At 46.8% G+C, this 18921-nt stretch carries 15 protein-coding genes; 1 reads left to right on the top strand and 14 read right to left on the bottom strand.

From position 1 onward, the window contains the following. Positions 1-75: 75 nt before the first annotated feature. The 13 genes from ruvA to F752_RS0112240 all read right to left on the bottom strand — a co-directional run bounded on the left by ruvA (position 76) and on the right by F752_RS0112240 (position 16044). A complete protein-coding gene (ruvA, locus tag F752_RS0112300; protein ID WP_017732049.1) occupies positions 76-669 on the bottom strand; it encodes a Holliday junction branch migration protein RuvA in 594 nt (197 codons plus the stop codon). Further along, positions 666-2960 carry an NADP-dependent malic enzyme gene (locus F752_RS0112295; RefSeq protein ID WP_017732048.1) on the bottom strand — a complete coding sequence of 765 codons (2295 nt, stop codon included), beginning with the start codon at positions 2958-2960 and terminating at the stop codon, positions 666-668. Before F752_RS0112295 ends, ruvA begins: the two co-directional genes overlap by 4 nt. 100 nt (positions 2961-3060) lie before the next feature. Then, entirely contained in the window at positions 3061-4194 is a 1134-nt protein-coding gene (locus F752_RS0112290) for a DUF4837 family protein (RefSeq protein ID WP_017732047.1), read from the bottom strand. A 120-nt stretch (positions 4195-4314) separates the two neighbouring features. Next, positions 4315-5739, bottom strand: a complete 1425-nt coding sequence (locus tag F752_RS0112285; RefSeq protein ID WP_236614006.1) for a lytic transglycosylase domain-containing protein — start codon at positions 5737-5739, stop codon at positions 4315-4317. 41 nt (positions 5740-5780) lie between these two features. Then, positions 5781-7205, bottom strand: a complete 1425-nt coding sequence (gene gatA, locus F752_RS0112280) for an Asp-tRNA(Asn)/Glu-tRNA(Gln) amidotransferase subunit GatA (RefSeq protein WP_017732045.1) — start codon at positions 7203-7205, stop codon at positions 5781-5783. Between the two features lie 2 nt (positions 7206-7207). Then, a complete protein-coding gene (locus F752_RS24020; RefSeq protein WP_081604559.1) occupies positions 7208-7504 on the bottom strand; it encodes a twin-arginine translocase TatA/TatE family subunit in 297 nt (98 codons plus the stop codon). Positions 7505-7841: 337 nt separating this feature from the next. Beyond that, the gene (locus F752_RS0112270) at positions 7842-9086 is read right to left on the bottom strand and encodes a murein hydrolase activator EnvC family protein (protein ID WP_017732043.1); all 1245 of its coding nucleotides are present in this window, start codon (positions 9084-9086) and stop codon (positions 7842-7844) included. Further along, complete coding sequence (locus tag F752_RS0112265) at positions 9070-9825, bottom strand: DUF4292 domain-containing protein (RefSeq protein WP_017732042.1); 756 nt, start codon at positions 9823-9825, stop codon at positions 9070-9072. Before F752_RS0112265 ends, F752_RS0112270 begins: the two co-directional genes overlap by 17 nt. Beyond that, entirely contained in the window at positions 9818-11506 is a 1689-nt protein-coding gene (locus F752_RS24015) for a tetratricopeptide repeat protein (RefSeq protein WP_160164111.1), read from the bottom strand. Before F752_RS24015 ends, F752_RS0112265 begins: the two co-directional genes overlap by 8 nt. Positions 11507-11591: 85 nt before the next feature. Further along, entirely contained in the window at positions 11592-12599 is a 1008-nt protein-coding gene (locus F752_RS0112255; RefSeq protein WP_017732040.1) for a sugar nucleotidyltransferase, read from the bottom strand. A 293-nt stretch (positions 12600-12892) separates the two neighbouring features. Then, positions 12893-13327, bottom strand: coding sequence for a dUTP diphosphatase (gene dut, locus F752_RS0112250; protein ID WP_040664563.1), 435 nt, complete (start codon positions 13325-13327; stop codon positions 12893-12895). Between the two features lie 26 nt (positions 13328-13353). After that, on the bottom strand, positions 13354-14856 hold the full coding sequence (locus F752_RS0112245; protein ID WP_017732038.1) for a lipopolysaccharide biosynthesis protein: 1503 nt from the start codon (positions 14854-14856) through the stop codon (positions 13354-13356). Between the two features lie 402 nt (positions 14857-15258). Further along, entirely contained in the window at positions 15259-16044 is a 786-nt protein-coding gene (locus F752_RS0112240) for an enoyl-CoA hydratase/isomerase family protein (protein ID WP_017732037.1), read from the bottom strand. 406 nt (positions 16045-16450) lie between these two features. Between F752_RS0112240 and F752_RS0112235 the strand changes: the two genes are divergently transcribed. Further along, positions 16451-17605 carry a T9SS type A sorting domain-containing protein gene (locus F752_RS0112235; protein ID WP_017732036.1) on the top strand — a complete coding sequence of 385 codons (1155 nt, stop codon included), beginning with the start codon at positions 16451-16453 and terminating at the stop codon, positions 17603-17605. 295 nt (positions 17606-17900) lie between these two features. Here F752_RS0112235 and F752_RS0112230 read toward each other — a convergent pair whose 3' ends face one another. Continuing rightward, positions 17901-18860 carry an NAD-dependent epimerase/dehydratase family protein gene (locus F752_RS0112230; RefSeq protein ID WP_017732035.1) on the bottom strand — a complete coding sequence of 320 codons (960 nt, stop codon included), beginning with the start codon at positions 18858-18860 and terminating at the stop codon, positions 17901-17903. Between the last annotated feature and the right edge of the window lie 61 nt (positions 18861-18921).

Here is an 18921-nt window from a genome sequence, read left to right as displayed (position 1 = left end):
AAAAATCCTAATACGGTAAGAAAAAAAGCTAAATTGCGTATTTCTGTCCTCTGTGCCAAGGTGTAGGTCAGTTGGTTATGAATTCTTTAGTGCCAGCTTAATTAATTCCTCCAGCGAGATGTTTTCCGACCTGCTCTTTAAAATAGTATTCAGGTTTTTTTCAGCCACACTGCGGTTAATTCCCAAAGTCACTAAAGCGGACAACGCTTCGTTTCGGACGGTATTGTGTGAAGGTGCTGTAATACTGCTACTTGCCATTAAACTATCGCTCTTACCTATCTTATCTTTAAGCTCCAGGATAATTCGCTGGGCAGTTTTGGCGCCCACTCCTTTAACAGCCTGTATGGTTCTCACCTCCTCATTGAGGATTGCCTGCTGTAGTTCTTCAGGGTTGAGAGAAGAGAGAATCATTAAACCAGTGCCGGGCCCTACACCACTGATCGAAATCAGGTCGAGGAACATCTTTTTTTCGGCCAGCTCCTTAAAGCCAAAGAGCGTGTGGGCATCTTCCTTAATATGGAGGTAAGTAAACAGCCGGCAGTTTTCCTCCTCCTTTAAAGCAGCATAGGTATGAAGTGAAATTTTCACTTCATACCCAATGCCCTGCACATCCATAATAAGGCGTGTAGGTTCTTTATATGCCAGCTTGCCCTGTAAGTAAGCAATCATACCGCTGCTGTGGTTTTAACGGAGTGCAATTGTGCATCGACTACTGCTATGGCAACCATATTCACAATTTCGCGGATAGAACTACCCAGCTGTAAAATATGAACAGGCTTCTTCATTCCCAGCAGCACCGGACCAATGGCTTCGGCACCACCAATTTCCATTAACAGTTTATAAGCAATGTTTCCGGAGGCAAGGTCGGGGAACACCAGGGTATTGGCTCCTTTTTCTGCCAGTTCGGAGAATGGGTAATTCTCCTGCTGCAACTCGGTATTAAGGGCAATGTTCGCCTGAATATCGCCTTCGATCACCAGTTCAGGATACTTTTCCTTTGCCAGGCGTGCTGCCAGGGCTGTTTTTTCCGGTACACTTCCTTTCGAAGAGCCAAAGTTGGAGTAGGAGAGTACGGCAATACGCGGGCTGAAATCGAAGAACTTCACTCCACGGGCTGTAAGGCCGATAATATCCACTAACTCTTCGGCACTTGGGTCGCGGTTAACGGTAGTGTCGGAGAAGAAATAGGTGCCACGCTTATGGGTAATAATATACATGCCGGCTACCCGCTTCACACCTTCTTCAACACCTACTATTTGCAGGGCCGGGGCTATCGTTTTTGGATAATCCTTCGTAAGGCCGGAGATAAAAGCATCTGCTTCTCCATGCTCGAGCATCATGGCGCCGAAATAGTTGCGGTCCAGCATCAGCTTGCGGGCTTCGTGGAGGGTAACACCTTTACGCTTCCGTTTTTCAAAGAGTATCTGGGCATACTGGTTTACCTTCTCTTCCTGCGAAGCATCATATACATCAATAATTTCGCAGTTATGAAGCTCGAGCTGGTGCTCTTCTATGAGCTGCTGGATTTTTTCCTTATTTCCGAGCAGGATTGGAATACCAATTCGCTCGTCCTGTACTGTTTGGGCTGCTTTCAGGATTTTCTGGTTATCGGCCTCGGCAAAGATTACCCGCTGAGGGTTCTTCTTGGCCTGGCTGATGAGGCGTGACATGAGCTTCTGGTCGATACCTATTCTTTCCTGCAGCTCAAGACTGTATTGATCCCAGTCAGTAATCGTTTTGCGGGCTACGCCGCTATCGATGGCGGCTTTTGCCACTGCCGGTGAGATGGTGGTAATCAGGCGAGGGTCGAGTGGCTTAGGAATCAGGTACTCACGTCCAAAGGCAATTTTCTGGTCTCCATACGCTTTATTAACCGCCTCCGGCACCGGTTCTTTGGCCAGTTTTGCCAGCGCATGTACCGCAGCCAGCTTCATTTCCTCATTAATGGCAGTAGAACGGACATCGAGTGCACCACGGAAGATGAAGGGGAAGCCCAGTACGTTATTTACCTGGTTAGGATGATCGGAACGACCGGTAGCCATAATAATGTCATCACGGGTATCCATTGCCAGATCGTAGGCAATTTCAGGGTCGGGATTAGCCAGGGCAAATACAATGGGATTTTCGGCCATGGAGGCAATATGCTCCTGCCCGATAATATTGCCTGCCGACAAACCGAGGAATACATCGGCTCCTTTAAGGGCATCGGCAATAGTATTTAAATCGGTACGGCTGGTGGCAAACTGTGCCTTAATTTCGTCGAGATCGGGGCGGTCCCGGCGAATGACACCGTCTTTATCGCACATGACAATATTTTCGCGGCTGGCTCCCAATGAAAGGTATAGTTTGGTACAGGTAACAGCCGAGGCTCCGGCGCCACTTACTACAATTCTAACCTCTTCAATTTTTTTACCGGCTATTTCGAGTGCATTAATCAGTGCGGCAGAGGAGATAATGGCGGTGCCGTGCTGATCGTCGTGCATCACCGGTATGTTCATCCTCTTCTTCAGTTCCTGCTCTATCTTAAAGCACTCAGGTGCCTTAATATCTTCGAGATTGATGCCACCAAAGGTAGGCTCCAGGGAGCGAACAATTTCAATGAATTTGTCAGGGTCTTTCTCGTCAATTTCAATGTCAAAAACATCGATACCGGCAAACTTCTTGAAGAGAACCCCTTTACCTTCCATCACAGGCTTAGAGGCTTCAGGACCTATATCGCCCAGTCCTAAAACGGCTGTTCCGTTAGAGATAACCGCTACCAGGTTGCCCTTGGCGGTATATTTATACACATCTTCGGTATTGGCTGCAATTTCCTTACAGGGCTCCGCAACACCGGGTGAGTAGGCAAGTGCCAGGTCGAGCTGGGAGCTGAGCATTTTGGTAGGAACCACCTCAATTTTTCCGGGCTGTCCCTGGGTATGATAATTTAATGCGTCTTGTTTTCTAATTTTAATTGGCATGTTTCGTCTTCTTAATTCACACAATCATCTGTACTGCTACAGCCGGCAAAATTAGTGATATTTTTCGGATAAGAAGAGCAGCAGTGGAGTATGTGACAGGCTATTTAGCGGCAGGTTCTTCGGCATTTGCCTCCCCGGCAGGAGCAGTAGACTTAAATGTATGAAGAATGGCTTCCAGTTCGCGAATGGGTTCTCGTTTATCAGTGCTAGGTGCATAGGTAAAACCTTCGATATAGTACAGCCTGTTGGTGGCTTCATCTACAAAAGTATAGCTGATAAAAGGGCCTCCCATCACAACCCCGTTCAGGCGCCACAGACCCCGCATTTCAACGGCATAGTTTCCGTTAAAGTTCACCTCCCGGGTAACTACCGGCACATCTTCGGTTACCGTTTTCATATAGGTGGTGCTGTCGCTCCCCCAGATGTAAGGGCGGGCCAGTTCGTTGCGGAGCTCTATCAGGTTTTCTTTCTGGAACACATCTGCATCTTCATATTCCTTGTAAGCCACCCAAACACTTCTGTCTATTTCTTTATCCAGGAAGCGAACCCACACAAACTGGTCTTTTTCAATAGCTACCTCATATCCTATCGGGAAGATCAGGCGAAAGCCATATTTCTTTTGCAGGTATTCTGTTAAATTTTCATTCGGAAGACCCGTGAACAGCTTTTTGCTGAGCCGCTGGCGTTCGATATCCAGAAAATACTTCCGCAGTGCCTCTTCTTTCTCTTCCAGCTTTTCCAGTAGTTCCTCTTCCGTCATGGAAAACAGGTGAAGTACCTCCTGGCCTCGTGCAAATACATTTTCGCGGGCGAACATAAACATATCCCTGTTTTCGCGAATTTGCTCCAGCGAATTATCCGTAAAATAAGTCCGCATAATGCGGCTGTCCCTGCTGTCATCATTGAGCGTGGTAACCAGGATGATGTTGGGGTAGAGCTTAAGGAAGCCCTGGAAATGGCGGGGACTGATAAAGCGCAGGTTAAAAGCCGGTTCCTGCTGAGGAAGACCGGGTATGGAACTGGTATATATTTCGCGTAACTGTTCACCAAGGGGGCCTTTCCATTGTGCAGAATCCATTACCACCAGTATTTCGTTTTCTACTGTACTGGCGCTTGGAAGGTCTGAATTATTCTGGCCTGCCTGCTCGCCATCGCAGGACCAAAGCAGCGGGATTAACAAAATAAAGATATAGCGAAAAACAGGGTTCATGGAAAAGTTAGCAAGAGAATTCATATATTAAAAAAGGGTCTTTTTAAAGAAAATGTAATTGAAGGATAAAAGTTATTATCCAAAATAAAAAAAGCTTTGCTGTTTACACAACAAAGCTTTATGAATTTATGCTTTTAAGGGCATTTATTTTGAAAGTACCAGCTTTTGGCCTGGTTTTATGTCATTTGAGGTTAAATTGTTCAATTGCTTGATTTGGTTAATGCTCAGGCCACCATGCTTCTTTGAAATATCCCACAGTGTATCGCCTGGCTGAACATAGTATACTTTGGCACCCTGAATGCTTACTGCTTTACTGCTGCTGCTGCCGGCCTGGGCCAGCTGGTTATTGATGGAAGCCTTCTGTGTAGGGAGTACATAAATAGACAGTTGCTGACCAATGCGGATGGTATTTCCCTGAATGCGGTTCCAGTGGCGAAGATCCGAAACTCGTACATTATGCAATTCTGCAATTTTTCCTAAGTAATCGCCACGCTGCACACGGTAAGTCACCTTTTCGCGGTTAAACGTGCTTCCAACTTCATTTCTGGTGAAGTAAGCAAGCATTTGCTGGTTCTGCTCACGGGTCGAGTCGTAGATGGCATCGCGGCGGGCCGTAAGGACAGGTGCTACCTGCGAAGGAACTTTTAATGCGTAATGGTCGCCCACATTTTCAGGCACTGCATTGCGGATAAGCTCCGGATTGAGACTGGAGATTTCTCCTTTGCATAAATTAAGTTCTTCTTCCAGCGCTTCCAGGCTAATGAATTCGGCCAGGTGAACGGTTTCTACCTCAGTAGCGTATTGTAGCTCATGTTCCTCCATATGAAAATTATGTTCCTCCAGGTGGTTCATCAGGTAAGTGATGGCCGCAAACTGTGGCACATAGGAGCGGGTTTCGCGGGGGAGGTGGTTGTATACTTCCCAGAAGTCATCTTTATAACCGGAGCGGCGAATTGCTTTGCGAACATTGCCGGGGCCTGCATTATAAGAGGCCAGGGCCAGTTCCCAGTCGTCGAACATGCCATGTAACTGCTTAAGGTATTTGCAGGCTGCTTCTGTCGCTTTTTCCGGATCCATACGTTCATCGATAAACCAGGTTCGGTCGAGGCGGAAAATACGGCCCGTTGCAGGCATAAACTGCCATAAGCCTGCCGCACCTGCGTGGGAGATGGCTGTAGGATTAAGGCCCGACTCAACAATGGAGAGATACTTGAGATCATCGGGCATATTGTGCTTTTTGAGGTATTTCTCAAAAAGCGGGAAGTAGATGTTCATGCGCTTTATGACCATTCGGGTATACTCCCGGTCGCGAATAGCAAAATAATCAATAAAGGCTTTTACCCTCGGATTAAAGGTAATATCAATATCCGTGTCCATGCACGAAATGCGGTCGGCTACTTCTTCGTAAGTATAGTCCGGAACATGTTCATAAAAAGGACGCTCCACCTCTATATAAACCTGCAGGGTATCAGAAAGCTGCACATCTTCCTCTTCCTGGGCAAATGCAGGTAAACTGCAAACACTTAACAGCGCCGTTGCCAGAATGGCAGGGGCTTTCCAACAGTTCAAATTCCGGGACATTAATTTCATACGCGCAAGTAGGTTAAGGCTTATGCCTCCATCAAATATTTGGAGAAGGCAAACATTTTATCTTCAGCAAAAGCGCTTGCAACAACCTGCAGGCCTATAGGAAGCCCTTCTTTATCGGTGCCATTCGGGAGTGAGATGGCAGGCAATCCGCATAAATTGGCCTGTACGGTAAATAAGTCTGCCAGGTACATTTCGAGCGGGTCGGCGGTATGCTCCCCCAGCCTAAATGCCGTTGTAGGGGTGGTAGGCAGTACTATAAAATCGTACGAAGACAGTAATTTGTCTGTTGCATCTTTAATGAGCCTTCTTACCTTCTGTGCTTTGGTATAGTAGGCATCATAGTAGCTGGCGCTTAAAACAAAGGTGCCCAGCATAATGCGGCGCTTTACTTCCGCTCCAAACCCTTCGCTACGCGTTTTCTTGTACATGCTCTCCAGATTGGTAGCATTGGGTGAACGGTACCCATACTTAACGCCGTCGAAGCGCGAAAGGTTTGAACTTGCTTCGGCTGTAGATAAAATATAATAGGAGGGGAGCAGGTAATCCAGCAGCGGAAATTCAACAGCTTCCACCGTATGTCCTTCGCTTTTAAGCCATTGTAACTTTTCTTCTACGCTGGCTTTAATTTCACTATTGAGCCCTTCGGATTCGAGTGTATTGCTGATGTAGGCAATGCGGTAAGGCTTATCCTGCTTTTGCAGGGCCTGGCTGTAAGCAGGCACCTCTACACGGGCGGACGTACTGTCATACTCATCTGCTCCGGCGATTACTTCCAGCACCAGGGCACTATCTTCCACACTTTTGGAGAATACCCCAATAGAATCGAAAGAAGAGGCATAAGCTACCAGACCGTGGCGCGAAATACGGCCATAGGTAGGCTTTAAACCAACGATGCCACAGAAAGCAGCGGGCTGGCGTACAGAACCTCCCGTGTCGGAACCAAGCGATACCAGGCACATATCGGCCTGTACGGCAACGGCCGATCCTCCTGAGGAACCACCGGGCACACGCGTATTATCTGCATCGTTCAACACAGGGCCAAAGGCCGAATTCTCGTTAGAGGAGCCCATGGCAAACTCATCGCAGTTCTGGCGGCCAATCACAATGGCATCTTCCTCCAGTAATTTTTGAACGGCCGTGCCACTGAACTGGCTGATAAAGCCCTCCAGGATGTGGGAGCTGCTTTGCAGACCATGGTCCTGATGACACAGCACATCCTTAAGGCCTACAACCATACCGGCAAGCTTACCGGCGGTGCCATTCTTTAGCTTCTGGTCTACCTGTTGGGCCTGTTCGCGGGCTTCGTCGGTATATACTTCCAGAAAAGCATTCAGATGCTTCTTTTTTTCTATGTTTTGCAGGTAAAACTCTACCAGTTGCTGGCAGGAGGTTTCCCCTTTTTGTATGGCGTCTTTAACTTCGGAGAGAGAGGTGTAGGCTTTCAACTTTACTGGTTATTTGTGGTAGAAGCGTTGGTGTTCGTTACAGGAGCATGATTATTGGCAGAGGCAGCTGAATTGTTGCTTACCGGCGCATTGTTATGCTTGTTCTTTGGACGATCGTTTACGCTGTCTTCCAGTTCATCAGTAATTTCTCTTGTCGCATCTTTGAATTCGCGGATACCACGGCCCATTCCGCGTGCCAGTTCCGGGATTTTCTTAGCGCCAAAGAAGATGAGGATCACTAATATAATGAGGAGAATTTCGTATCCTCCCATGTTCAGAAATAATAGTTGAGTTTGCATTGTTTTCTCTGTTTATTAGGTCGTTGTAAAATTACATATTTATTGGTATTGCTCAAACCCAAAGGCCCGGGTATTTAGTTCAGAAGGTAAACCTTCTTTCAAAAGTTCAAAGTTTTAGACCAGCTTTTTCGCTTTTCACTTTCTTTTATGAACGGCCTGTCTGCCCGGTAATAGAGCTGCCGCTACCGGAAGAGTGGCTGTTCATGTATAAAAGGGATGTTGAATTATATAATTAGCTGAAAAGCAAGGGTATGTGATTGATTTTCCTTTCTGGTGTAAGGGCTTTTTTGTCAGATAGGGTAGAAAACTTACACTGTTCCTATTTCCCCAATAATCCTTAGTTTTTAAACAGCCATTCTTCCGGATCCAGCTTCTGGTTATTTTTCCAGATCTCGAAATGTACCTCCGAGGTACCGTCATTATTGGTGTAGACTTTGCCCAGTACATCTTTGGCTTTAATTTTTTGCATGGGCTCGACATTCACCTCCTTTAGGCGGGCATATACAGTAAAATACTGTCCATGCTGAATCATGACAACGTTGTTCATGCCGGGCATAAAGAACACGCGTCGTACCTGCCCGTCGAAAACAGCCCGTACATTTTCATTTTCTTTGGTTTGAATTTCTACGCCGCTACTTTCCAGCTTCACCTGCTTGTACACCTGGTTAGTGCCAAACTGCGTGGAAATAAAGCCGGAAGCTACCGGCCAGAGGAGCTTTGAGCGGGCGCCCTCAAAAGATGTGCTGAGGGAAGCCACCTCGGGTGTAAGGGGTACATCGGCTGCCCCACTGCTTTTAGTGGCCTTTTTCCTGGCAGCCTCTGCAGCGGCTGCTTCTGCCCGGGCTCTCTCAATCTCTTCCCTAACCAGCTTGGCAATAAGGTCATCGAGGCGCTTAAGGTTGGACTTTCTTTCAGCTATATCGCTCTTAATTTTATTTTCCCTGGCGTTAAGCTGGCTTACCACCTGGCTTTGTTCCTGCTTAAGTGCCAGTAGCTGCTGACTCTGGTTAAGCTGCTCGGCCAGTACCTCTTCCTGTTTCTGCCGTTTGCTTTGTACATTTTTTTGCTGCTGCTGTAAAGATTCCCGTACCTTGGTAATTTGCTCTACCTGCATGCGCCTGGCTTCTCCATATTGCTCCATCCAGTTGAGGCGCATAAAGAGTTCATTAAAGGTGCTGGCCGAAAAGATAAAGGTGAGTTTACTAAAGCCTTTGTTAGCCTTATAAGCTGTGTAAACCATTTGGGCATATTCGTCCTTGAGCTGCTCAAGGTCTTTCTGAAGAGCTTTTACGATGCCACCCAGCTGGTTTATTTCTCCGTCGAGCATACCTACCTCCTTATTAAGGAGCAGGATGAGTTCCTGGCTGGCTTCAATTTTATTGTTGAGTGCCGACAGTTGTCCGAGTGTGGCTTCCTTTTTGTCTCTGGTTTGTTCAAGGATTTTTTCTGCTTCCTCTATTTTTTTTTGGTTTTCCTGTTTTCTCTTTTCCAGTTCTGCCTTCGTCTGGGCGGCAGCAGGTAGTACAAACAGGAAAAACAGGACAAAAACGACACTACCGGCCCCTCTAATTTTTGCGGTCATATCTTTCAGGAATATCGAAAGGAAAACTCAAAGCATTTGCGCTAAACTCGGCTTTATTATGCTCAAATCCAACAGTAGTGGTTTTTAATTCTCCTCCTTCCATATAACTGGCGGTAATAGTGCTGGAATAGGGTATTACATTGATGTCCAGTGGCTTAAAGTCGTTGTAGTCCATGGTAAGGGTATTGCTGGTGCCCTGGTCCTGTAGTATTACCCTGGTCAGCTTAAGGTTTTCTTTGCTGATATAGTTAAGGATGTCGATTCGAGGGGCTTCCTGCTTTATTAGCACCTGGCTTTCCTTACGTTCTATCTTATCCCGGCGGCCAATGGGCTGCAGCATTTCACCCAGGAGGGCAGCCTGAAGCACATCATAATCGACAGGCACATTAAGTTTACGGCTTAGTTCATTAAAGCTGTAGGCGTGGTAACTTTTTTCCAGTTTGTTCATCAGGAATACAGAATCGCGGGTAACCAATGCACGGGCCGCTTCTATTCCAAAGCCGGGGCTAACCGAAAGCCAGATAAGGCTGTCGTCCTTGATTCGGATAGTGGCGGTGGCGCCAATGCGGCGATCGCCATCGTCGTAATTAATTTTACTTCTGGTGGTCAGGTAGTCAAAATCAACTTCTTTGATCGCCAGGTTTTTGATGTCTTTATCGCTGACGGTAGGTATACTTTCTCTCTTACAGGCTCCCAGCAGAAGAAGCAGGCAGAGTGTTAGTTTAAAATAATTACTCATATAAGCTTTGGTCTTTTATTTTTTTATCCAGCTTTTCCGATGCACCAGGCAGGGCCCGTGCTTTTTTCCACTGCTCCAGGGCCTGTGCTTTTTCATTTAGCTGGTATAATACATCTCCATAATGCTCAAGAATCGTGCTGTTCTGGTCGCCTCCTTTTTGTATGGCCTTTTCCAGGTGTTTTCGCGCTTCCTTGTACTGCTTTAGCTGGTAAAGAACCCAGGCGTGGGTGTCGAGGTAGTTGGGGTTATCGGGATTCTGCTGAATGAGCTGTTCGGATAATTTTCGGGCCAGTCCGAGCTTTTCCTTTCGCAGCGAAAGATAATAGCTGTAATTATTCAGGATATAATCATTATTCGGATCGATTTCAAGGGCAGCCTGGTAAGCCTCATCAGACTTTTTAAAATCCTTCGCACCATTGTAGGCATCGCCGAGGTGGCTGTAAAAAACACTTTGCAGCTCAGGGTTATTATAAGCCATTTCTTTGCCCTGCTCCAGTGCAAAAATGGCTTTCTGGAATTCTTTTTTGCTCAGGTTGGCTGCCCCGCTAAAATAATAGAACGCCGGCTGGTTCGGGAACATGACCAGTGCTTCCTCCGCCTCGCGGGCTACGCTGTCGAAGCGCCCCAGCTCCAAGCCTAAAGAGAGTGCATTTTGCCACGCCTGAAAATTGTTCTGATCCAGCGCAAGGGCCTGAAGGTAAGCTGCGCGGGCAGCTTGTTTTTGCTGCAGGGCAAAGAGGTAATCTCCTCTCACCACATAGGCCTGGCTTTGGTGCGGATGGGCCTCGAGGAGGGCGGTGGTAAGTGGCTCCAGCAGGGCGGTAATCTCAGGCTCATTTACCTGTTGGAGTAGCTGGGCTATTTCCTGTACTTTTAGCTCCAGCTTAAGGTCGGGGCTCTGGAAAGCCGCCTGAAGGTATTTTTCGGCTGCGGCAAAGTCGTTCTGTTGTAGATAAGCCTTGCCTAAGAGGTAGGAGGCCTGGGGCTGTCCTGGCTGTTTACTTAGGTAATCCTCCAGGAAGCGGATGGCTTCCTGTTGCCGCTGGTTATTCAGCAGGAGCTCTGCCTGATATATCACATAAGCAGGTTCTCCGGGAAAATTATTAATTAGCCTTTCCCCTTCGCGAAGGGCATCTGCCAACTGGTTTTGCTGGAGGTGAATTTTTTGTTTTTGCAGAATAATTTGCTCATTAACGCCTAAAAATTTTTCTGCCCGCTCGAAAGTCTGAAGCGCTTTATCGTAATTGTTGAGGTGAAGGTAGAGAACGGCCAGTTCCAGGATGTGCTGCGGACTGGCATTGGTTTTTTTGAGCATGTCCTCATAGTAGAGGGCGGCTTTTTCATACTTCCCCTGCTGTGCCTGTATATCGGCAGCGAGCTGGTAGTAGTACTGGTTACTGTCGCTGAGCTGAATGGCGCGGCTGATACTTTTTTCGGCTTCGGGAAGGTTGCCGGTATCAAAAAGCAGCTCTGCCAGCTTAAAGTAAGCAGCCGAATTGGAAGGGTCAATCTCCAGGGAATGTTGCAGATAGCTGATGGCCTTGGGATAATCTTCTAAAATAGCACTTTTAATGCCGTCAGTAAACAGGCTCTCGGCGCGGGCCCGCTCCGCGGTGCTAAGGGTTTGCCCACTGCTTTCCTGCTTTTTGTTTTTCTTCTTCTGCCCGTACGAAAAAGACATACCTACTCCAAAGAGTAGGTATGTTGTTATCAGAAGCAGGTAAGTAAAGTGGCGTTTACCGTGCATATATTCTTGTATAAATAATTTAGTCTTTGATGGTGGTAAAATCGCCGATACTGAAATCGCGCGCCTTTCCTTCGTACACAACATCATTGCCCACCATTGAGTTCTTCAGGTGGGCATCCTTCAGCTGACTATTCGTCTGGATAATAGTATTCTCTATCCTGGAGTCACTTACTTTGCTGTTATCTCCCAAAGAAACGTGCGGACCTATCACACTATTGTGGATTTCGGCATTTTCGCCAATATAGCAGGGAGGAATAATCACCGAGTTTTCAATTCTGGCACTTTTAGCTACCAGGTCTTTGTTTTTGATAAACTCAAGATAGCGCTGGTTGGTATTGACTGTAACTTCCTTGTTGCCGCAGTCCAGCCACTCTTCTACTTTGCCCGGTACCAGTTTCTGTCCCTTGTTCTTCATATTTTCAAGGGCATTGGTAATCTGGTACTCCCCCTTATCACGGATATCATTGTCGAGCAGGTACTGCAGCTCGCTTCGGAGGTTGGTTCCATCCTTAAAGTAATAAATGCCAATGATAGCCAGGTCGGAAACAAATTCCTGGGGTTTTTCTATAAAGTCGGTAATGGCGCCCTGTTCATTTACTTTCACGACTCCAAAAGGGCGGGGGTCTTCTACTTTCTGTACCCAGATAATGCCGTCCTGTTTGGCATCGAGGGTGAAATCAGCCTTAAAGAGGGTGTCGGCAAAAGCAACAATTACGTGCCCGTCCAGTAGTTCCTTGGCACACAGAATAGCATGGGCGGTGCCGAGGGCTTCATCCTGATAAAAAATGTGACCTTTGGCGCCTAATGATTCGGCTACTTTTTTAAGGTGATTTTCTACATCCTTTCCGAAGCTTCGACTGATGATGAACCCGATATTTTCAACTTTTTCCTCGCAGACTCCGGCAATATCTTCGGCGAGGCGCTGTACGATAGGCTTTCCTGCAATAGGAATGAGGGGCTTAGGTACTGTTAAAGAATGTGGCCGCATGCGTTTGCCCATACCGGCCATTGGAATTACAATGTTCATATCTTACGGTTTAAAAAATGTTTTATTAATTGTTGTTTGTTGCTGGTTGTTCGTAGTGCAAAGTGTCAGGTGTCAAGCCATCTCCCATGTAAACTGTAATGCAAGGAACGTGGTGACGAAGTATTCTCCTGCCTATGGGTGCCTTCTCAAGATTTTCTCTTTTCTACTCCCTTTCAAGTCGTTAGAGATTGCTTCACTCCGCTATGGCTCCGTTACTTATGACAGTTGTTTATGAGCTCCTCCTATCCTGATTCTTATATCTATTGTCTCACGTCTCCAGTCTCCACTACCCACTACTTCGTTCCTGAATGGCCAAAACCACCGGCGCCTCTTTCCGTTTCACTGAGGGCATCTACTTCCAGCCACTCGGCCTGCTCGTGGCGGGCAATTACCATTTGGGCAATGCGCTCACCGTCGTTTATAACAAAGGCTTCCGCCGAAATGTTAACCAGCAATATTTTAATCTCTCCGCGATAATCCGCATCGATGGTGCCGGGGCTGTTTAGTACCGTAATGCCATGCTTAAAAGCCAGGCCGCTCCGGGGCCGGATTTGTGCTTCGTAACCTGCAGGCAATTCCATAAAAAGCCCGGTAGGAATGAGGGTCCGTTCCAGTGGCTTTAAAGTTACAGGCTCCTCCAGGTTGGCGCGAAGATCCATGCCAGCCGAGGCGATTGTCTGGTAAGCAGGAAGTGCGTGTTTCGATTGGTTGGTAATCCGTACTTGCATCAGTTTTTTTATCAAACTTAAAAAAATTATGTGGTTTTTACAGGGAAGTGCCTTTTTTCATAGAAAAACACGAAGATAAGATAAAGGAGTGTAAGGCCCATTGAAAGAGCTGTCTTCAGCCAGAAACGCTCTATTTCAAGGACTAAAAAGCCAAATACCAAAGCTGAAGTGGCCAGAATATACCCCATGGAGTGGCCCAGGCGATAAGGGATTGGGTAGTGCCGCTGACCATAGTAGTAGCAGATGACGGCCATGTAAAAGTAAACAGCCAGGGTGGCCAAGGCTGCGCCCATCATGCCCAGCCAGGGAATAAGCGTATAGTTGAGAATGATGGTTAAAACTGCCCCGCTGATGGTAAACCAGCTGCCGTAGCTGTTTTTATCGGCCAGCTTAAACCAGATGGCCAGGTTCATGTATATCCCGAAAAAGAGATAACCCAGGAGCAGAACCGGCACAATTTCCAGCCCCCGCAGGTATTCGGCATCGCCCAGCACCAGCGGTCCCAGCCAGTGGAGGTTAACGGAAACGCCAAACAAAATCAGACAGCAGGCAATCACGAAATACTGCATCACCTGGGCGAAAAGTTTCGGGCTGCTGCGGTCGCTGGCCCTGGAGAAAAAGAAAGGTTCCGAGGCGAAGCGAAAGGCCTGTATGGCCAGGTTCATGAAAATGGATAACTTATAGCAGGCACCGAATATACCCAGTACGGCTGCATTGCTGAGGTCGGGATAGAAGTTCTCCGGCAGTATATACTTTAGTAAGCTGCGCGACATCATTTCGTTGGTAGCACCGGCCAAACCCATAAACAGCAGCGGATAAGCATATACCAGCATCTGTTGCCAGTAATCCTTATCGAGCTGAAAGCGCGCCTGCATCAGCTCCGGGAAAAGAATGAATATCCAGAGGGCATTGGCAATGAGGTTGGACAGGAATACATAATCCACCCCCCATTCCGGCCGGAAAAAGCTGGCAACATAGGGTTGTAAGGACTGCAGATATTCGCCTTCGAGGATGTCGTAGCAGAAGACCAGAAAGAAAACATTGAGGCCGATATTTAGCACGATATTTCCCAGCTTGGCGGCGGCAAATTTAACCGCCCTTCCCTGCAGACGCAGGCGAGCAAAAGGAATAGCCATAATGGCATCGATGCTCAGAATAGCGGCAAACCAGTAAACGTAATGTTCCTTGCCGGGAACATCCAGGGCATCGGTAATAGGGCCTGCAAAAAGGCAGAGTGTTCCGGAAAGGAGCAGGCTGCTGCAGAAAACAGAGGTAAAGGCGGTGCGAAAAATACGGGGCTCGTCCTCGCGATAGCGATTGGCAAAGCGGAAATAAGCAGTTTCGAGCCCGTAGAGGTAAAGGACGTTCAGAAAAGCGACGAAAGCATAGAGCAGGGTTACAATACCATATTCCTCGGTTTCAAATACTTCAGTATAGAAAGGAACGAGCAGGTAGTTCAGTAAACGGCCCCCGATGCTGCTCACGCCATAAATGGCAGTATCGGAGGCCAGCTTTTTAAGATTACTCATTGATTAGTCTTGAGTCCTGAGTATTGGGTAGCGAGATTGAAATATTGGACCCTGCGATTGAGCAGCAGTCTGTCTGGTTTTGGTTTCATTTTAAGTCAATAAACCACGGTTATTGCAGCCGGGGTACTCAGTCTGCTTTGCAAGTATCTCCAATGGAATTGCTCTGCGGAGCGTGCAGTCGTCCGCTGCCGCAATCTGCCAATAGTCAGCCGGGGAGAGTTGTAAAGGGAAACTGTTCGGCTGGTTCTATCTGATATTTGTGGCTTTTTATGATCAGGAGCAAAAGCAAATCGGCTGGAGACTGCTTCAGACTCCAACCGCCTCCGTCGCAATAACAGCGACTATTTAAGAATATTGCCTAACCATCAGCGAACAACCAACAACTAATCCCCAACAACTATATCAGGCTCCCTTAAACTCAGGTTTTCTTTTTTCGATAAAAGCCGAGGTGCCTTCACGGAAATCATCTGATTTGCAGCAACTGGCGAAGTTATTAGCCTCCGTCTGGTAGCCATTCTCTTCGGGTCTGAAAACAGCGTTTACACAATCGATTACCATGCCAATGGCCAGGGGTGCTTTGGAGGTAATCTTATTAATCAGCTCTCCCGACTTTTGCTTCAGTTCTTCTTTATTATGCACCACGTAGTTTACCAGTCCCAGGTCTTCGGCCTCATCGGCAGTAATCATGTCGCCGGTCATCATCAGCTCCAGGGCTTTGCTCTTGCCAATAAGCTGGGTAAGGCGCTGTGTGCCCCCGTAGCCCGGAATAACACCCAGATTTACTTCCGGCTGACCGAATTTGGCGTTTTTAGTCGCTACCCGCAGGTGGCAGGCCATGGCCAGTTCGCAGCCGCCGCCAAGGGCAAAGCCGTTGACTGCGGCAATGATGGGTTTATGGCAGTTTTCGATGAGGGCAAACACTTCCTGTCCGCTTTCGGCAAACTTTCGGGCATTTACCTCATTGAGTTCGGCAATTTCTTTTATATCGGCGCCGGCTACAAAGGCTTTTTCGCCCGCACCGGTTAATATGACTCCCTGGATTTCTGTATCGTCGTACACTCGCTGGATGGCAGTACGAATTTCCTTCACTGTTGCCACGTTCAGGGCATTCATCTTCTCGGGCCGGTTAATGGTGATGGTGAGAATACCACCATCCAGGCTCAATTCCAGGTTATTAAATTCGCTCATTGATCCATTTTTTAAGTTCAGCTCAAATATAACAAGCCGGGGCTCAATCTCAAAAAATCCGCCGCCCGAAAAATGAAAAGCAGGAATAGCACTGGAGAGAAGGAAATCTTTCTTAAAAAGAAAAACACCATAACATCAGCTACTTATAGACAGAGGGTTAGTGTGCTGCGTGCTTTTTGTAGGCAGAGGGTTACCTTCTAGGTAAAATTCGTATATAGATAAGTAAGGTATGTAAAGGAAGTCTACGGATTTAGGCAGAAACTATAGGGGAAACGGGAAAATCTTCGAATAATCTGGAATTGCTTAAAGTAATATTTTAAAATTCCCGGATTTGTTTTTGATATAAAAGGTTTTGTAACTTTGCATATACTTGCTGTCGAATAGGAAAAATTACTACTCCCTCCATATGAAAAATATTTACTTACCTATTTTAATGCTTTTGACCTTATTGTCCTTTGATGCAGTAGGTCAGGGGTTTCCAGCTATAACAGAATATCGAACAGTTGGTGGAGAAAAATCTTGGCAAGATGTTGATAGTTGGCAGGCTTTTGTAAAGACTAGTAATGCTGATCCTGGTTCTTGGCAGGAAAACATTGCTCCTGGCAATACAGATATTGGTGCCAGTGGTACTATTTATGGCTATGTAGCATCGAGTTTGTCGCTTAGCTTTCAGCAAGGTGCCTCTCTTACAATAAATCCTGCTTGTACTCTTGTTGTAATAGGGGATCTTACCTTTTTAGGAAATAATAGTAGTATTAATATTGGTGAAGGGGGAATACTTGTTGTTTCAGGTAACCTTACCACAGATTTAAATAATTTAGCCGTAGGTAATAATGGTAAGGTTGCAATCGGCGGAGATTTAATAACTGGAACTGGTAATACGGGGTCGGTTGATACAAGCAATGGAGACTTGTATGTAATTGGTGATACTGATACCCCATCTACTACGGGAACTATTGGTGATGGAGATGCTCTTAGGACGGATGTTACTTTTGCGGACTTTGTAAACCAGGTTGCGCCAGCTATTCTCCCGGTAAATCTCCTCTACTTTACGGCCACAGCCCAACCGCAGTCAGTTGAAATCAAGTGGGCGGCTTCCAAAGCATGGGACTTTAGCCATTATGAACTGGAGCGGTCCAGAGATGGACAGCACTTCAACTATATTGCCACCATCGATGCGGAAGAGAATACTGATTACCTGACTGAGTTTTCTTATACAGACCTGCAGCCGGTTTCAGGCACTTCTTATTACCGCCTGAAAGCAGTGGATATTGATGGTCGTTTTGAGTATAAGCAAATAGCAGTAGTACAGTTTGCTGGTACCGCCCAGCTTAAGGTATTCCCGAATCCTTCTAGTACCGGAAGCTTTCAGGTGGCTTACGGCGGAGCATCGGAGGGCGCCATAGTTACGCTGAAAGATCAGGCAGGCCGTACAGTGCGTACCCAGGAAATAAGCGATGGGCAAAGAAGTATCTCCACTAAAGGGTTACCTGCAGGCTTGTATATCCTTACCGTTCGTAGTGCATACGAAAATGCTCAGGAACAGGTAATTATTAAGTAATTCCTCCTGTTGCTTTTCGTGTATTTTGAACCTTTTGTTTGGTTTAAAATCCCTTTCATCTGAAGTAGGTGAGAAGTTAAGGTACCTTCGGTTCTGCACAAAGCCCAGATGAATACCAGCGGATGACAATGATTATTTCTGAATAAGAAGAATTAGAAGCATAATAAAAGAAGCCCGGCCTGTTATTTACAGGTCGGGCTTCTTTTATGGAGTAAATTCGGTAGATTACAGCATCAGAAAGACTAGTGGACCCAAAGAGCAGGCTTTATAAAATTGCTGAACCTGCCTTTTGGTGCTATGCAAAATGGCCTTCTTCCTTCAGTGCTTTCAGATTTTTCAGGATATCTCCTGTCATGCCATCCAAATCATATGCAGGCTTCCAGCCCCAATCCTGCTGCGCCTGGCTGTCGTCAATGCTGTCCGGCCAGCTATCGGCAATCTGCTGGCGGAAGTCGGGTGCATAGCTGATCTTGAAATCAGGAATAGATTTCCGGATAGAAGCGGCAATCTCTTCGGGTGTAAAGCTTAGTGCCCCTAAATTATAGCTGGTATGTACGCTGAGTTGTTCTTCGGGGGCATCCATTAACTGCAGAGTGGCCCGAATAGCATCGGGCATATACATCATGGGGAGGTAAGTGTTTTCACTCAGGAAGCATTCATAGGTCTGGCCTTCGAGCGCCTTGTGGTAAATATCTACGGCATAATCGGTAGTGCCGCCGCCGGGAAGAGCCTTGTAGCCAATCAGGCCCGGATAGCGAAGGCTGCGAACATCTACACCCCACTTGCTCCGGTAATAATCGCACCACTGTTCGCCGGCAAGTTTGGAGATGCCATAAACCGTGGTAGGATTGCAAATGGTATACTGCGGCACGTCTTTTTTAGGAGTGGTAGGGCCAAAAACCGCAATGGAGCTGGGCCAGTATACTTTATTTAGTTTCAGATCTTTTGCAGCCTCCAAAACGTTAAATAACCCTTCCATATTCAGCTTCCATGCAAAGTGAGGCTTTTTTTCCCCTACAGCCGAAAGTACTGCGGCCAGGTTATAAACCTGTGTAATTTTATACTCCTGAATAACTGCATATATTTCTTCTTTATCCAGGACATCCAGCTTAATAAAGGTATCTTTCGCCTGTTCAGGACGGGGATCGTTAATGTCGGAGGCTACCACATTTTCCGTTCCCCATTTTTCTTTGAGGGCTTCTGTGAGTTCACTACCCAGCTGTCCGCCGGAACCTATCACTAAAATTCTTTCCATAAATAAGATTTTGCCCAAAAGTAATAATTTCTGCAGATGGATTAAAATACCGCTCCCTTAT

The organism is Nafulsella turpanensis ZLM-10, from assembly GCF_000346615.1.
GTDB lineage: Bacteria > Bacteroidota > Bacteroidia > Cytophagales > Cyclobacteriaceae > Nafulsella > Nafulsella turpanensis.
This window is presented reverse-complemented; position numbering and strand designations above follow the sequence as displayed.